The sequence below is a fragment of the Spirillospora sp. NPDC049652 genome, from assembly GCF_040675125.1.
Lineage (GTDB): Bacteria > Actinomycetota > Actinomycetes > Streptosporangiales > Streptosporangiaceae > Spirillospora.
This window is the reverse complement of the sequence record NZ_JBFAOF010000987.1, coordinates 1-2,555: the sequence shown is the minus strand read 5'-3', so window position 1 is coordinate 2,555 and position 2,555 is coordinate 1. Positions and strand designations below refer to the sequence as shown.

At 74.9% G+C, this 2,555-nt stretch carries 3 protein-coding genes; 2 read left to right on the top strand and 1 reads right to left on the bottom strand.

Annotation, left to right across the window (positions count from 1 at the left end; all coding sequences use genetic code 11):
- The coding region (locus AB0J52_RS35835) for a bifunctional 4-hydroxy-2-oxoglutarate aldolase/2-dehydro-3-deoxy-phosphogluconate aldolase (RefSeq protein ID WP_500187363.1) at window positions 1-526 on the bottom strand (526 nt) is incomplete at its 3' end.
- Window positions 527-766: 240 nt separating this feature from the next.
- Between AB0J52_RS35835 and AB0J52_RS35830 the strand changes: the two genes are divergently transcribed.
- Together AB0J52_RS35830 and AB0J52_RS35825 are read left to right on the top strand one after the other, a co-directional pair.
- Complete coding sequence (locus AB0J52_RS35830) at window positions 767-2,035, top strand: efflux RND transporter periplasmic adaptor subunit (protein WP_500187362.1); 1,269 nt, start codon at window positions 767-769, stop codon at window positions 2,033-2,035.
- On the top strand, window positions 2,032-2,555 hold a 524-nt coding region (locus AB0J52_RS35825; RefSeq protein ID WP_500187361.1), incomplete at its 3' end, for an ABC transporter ATP-binding protein. The genes AB0J52_RS35830 and AB0J52_RS35825, both read left to right, overlap by 4 nt.

Sequence of the window (2,555 nt, the reverse complement as noted above, 5' to 3'; positions counted from 1 at the left end):
GGGGCCGTCGCGGGCGCGGCGCGACCGCGACGGCCCCGGCGGCCAGGTACTCGGCGGCCCGGCCGAGGGGGATGCCGCCGACCGCGACGTACGCCGGCTCCGGGAAGGGGCGGCGCAGCGCGGAGATGTAGCCCGGCCCGACGCGTCCCGCCGGAACGACCTTGATGAAGGTCGCCCCGGCGCGGTGCGCGTCCCAGACCTCGGTCGGGGTGAGCGCGCCCGCGTAGACCGGCACCCCGCGGTCGTTGGCGTAGTCGATGACGTCCGCGACGAGGGTGGGCGTGACCAGGAAGGACGCTCCGGCGGCGACGGCGTCGGCCGCCTCCGAGCGGGTGACGACCCGGCCCGCCCCGACGCCGCCGCCCGCGTCCGGGCCCGCGCCGTCCAGCGCCTCGATCGCGGCGAGCGCGCCGGGGGTGGTCAGCTGCAGTTCGAGCCGGAGGCCGGCGTCCAGCAGGACGCGTGCGGCGGGCAGCAGGTGGCGGTCGTCCGCACCCCGCAGGACCGCGATCGTCCGTCCGTCCATGCCAGACTCCCGCCCACGTCCAGAACCTCGCCGCCCATGCCGGTCCACCGCCCATGCTAGAACCGCGGCCCCCGCTCCGGGCCACCCGGCGGGCACCGGATCCGGCCTGGACGATCTGTGGTCGGAAAGCACGGACTGTCCGACTGGCCGGAGGTGACCCCGCTGGTCAGCGCCGTTTCCTCAGGAAATTCTCATGTTCGGATCATCGACCGGCAAGATCGCACCGCGAGCCTGCCCCGCATGGATCTGTCGCTCAAGCGCCGGACCCTCCTGGTCAACGGCACGCTCGTGGTGCTGCTGGCGGGCGGGGCCGGGATCGCCTACTACTCCCTCGCCGACGACGGCGCGGGCGCCCAGCAGACCCGCCAGCGCCTGACGGCGGTCGCCCGCGGCACCGTGGACGCGACCGTCTCGGCGTCCGGGTCGGTGGCCAGCACGCAGCAGAAGTCCCTGGACTTCGGGACGTCCGGCACCGTCCGGCACCTGTACGCCAGGGTCGGGCACAAGGTCGGCAAGGGGGACGAGCTGGCCCGGCTCGACCAGACCTCCGCGCTGGAGACCCTCCAGGCCGCCCGGCTCACGCTGAACGCCGCCGCCGGGACGCTCTCCAAGGCGTCCTCGGACACCACGAGCGCGAAGTACGCCCAGGCGTACTCGGCGTGGGTGCAGGCAAAGCAGAACTACCGCGCCGCCCAGGACAGGCTGGCCGCCACCGTCCTCAAAGCCCCCTTCAGCGGGACGGTCACCGCGGTCAACGGCGGCGTCGGCGACACGGTGAGCGGCAGTTCGTCCTCGTCCGGCGGGACGTCGGGCACGTCCGGCGGCTCAGGCGGCTCAGGCGGCTCGGGCGGTTCCGGGGGCACAGGCGGAAGCGGAGGGTCGGGCGGCGGGTCGTCGGGGAGTTCCGGCGGATCGTCCGGGACGCCGTCCACCACAGGCTTCGTCACGCTGGTCGACACCAAGTCCCTGGAGGTGGTCGCCGACTTCACCGAGGCCGACGCGGCCAAGCTCAAGGTCGGCCAGGACGTCGCGGTCAGCTTCGACGCGCTGTCCGGGACGACCGCCACCGGGACGATCGCCCAGATCGCGACCACCCCGACCACCAGCAACAACGTGGTGACGTTCGCGGTGACGGCCGCGCTGGACGACGTGCCGTCCGGGGTGCGCATCGGGCAGACCTCGACGGTCGAGGTCACCACCGGGCACGCCGAGAACGCCCTCTACGTGCCGAGCGCCGCCGTCCGGACGGTGAACGGGGTCAGCACGGTCACGGTGATGCAGAACGGGCGGCAGGTCCTGCGCACGGTGAGGACCGGCCTGCGTGGCGGGCAGGGCACCGTGATCACCTCCGGCCTCAGCGAGGGCGAGCAGGTCGTCGTCGTCTCGGCGGCCACCTCGCCCGGCACGTCCGGCAGGCAGGGCGGCTTCCCGGGCGGCGGCGGCTTCGGCGGAGGAGCGCCGGGCGGCGGCTTCCCCGGCGGCGCCGGTGGCAGCGGCGGACGCCGGTGACCGCCACCGACGCGGGCCGCGGACCGGCCTCACGGACGGGCGCCGCGACGCCTGTGCTCGACCTCCGCGAGGTCACGAAGGTGTACGGCGCGGACGGCGCCGACACCGCCGTGCACGCCCTGCGCGGCGTCACCCTGACCGTCGAACGCGGCGACTACGTCGCGGTGATGGGCGCGTCCGGGTCCGGCAAGTCCACCCTGATGAACATCATCGGCTGCCTGGACGTCCCGTCCGGCGGCCGGTACCGGCTGGACGGCCTGGACGTCGGCGGCCTCGACGAGCGGCGGCTCGCGGTGCTGCGCAACCGCCGCATCGGGTTCGTGTTCCAGTCGTTCAACCTCATTCCGCGCATGTCCGCGCTGGCGAACGTGGAGCTGCCGCTCGCCTACGGCGGGGTCCGCCGGGACGAGCGCCGCCGACGCGCCCTCGCCGCGCTCGCCGAGGTCGGCCTGGCCGACCGGGTCCGGCACGAGCCGAACGCGCTGTCGGGCGGGCAGCAGCAGCGCGTCGCGGTCGCCCG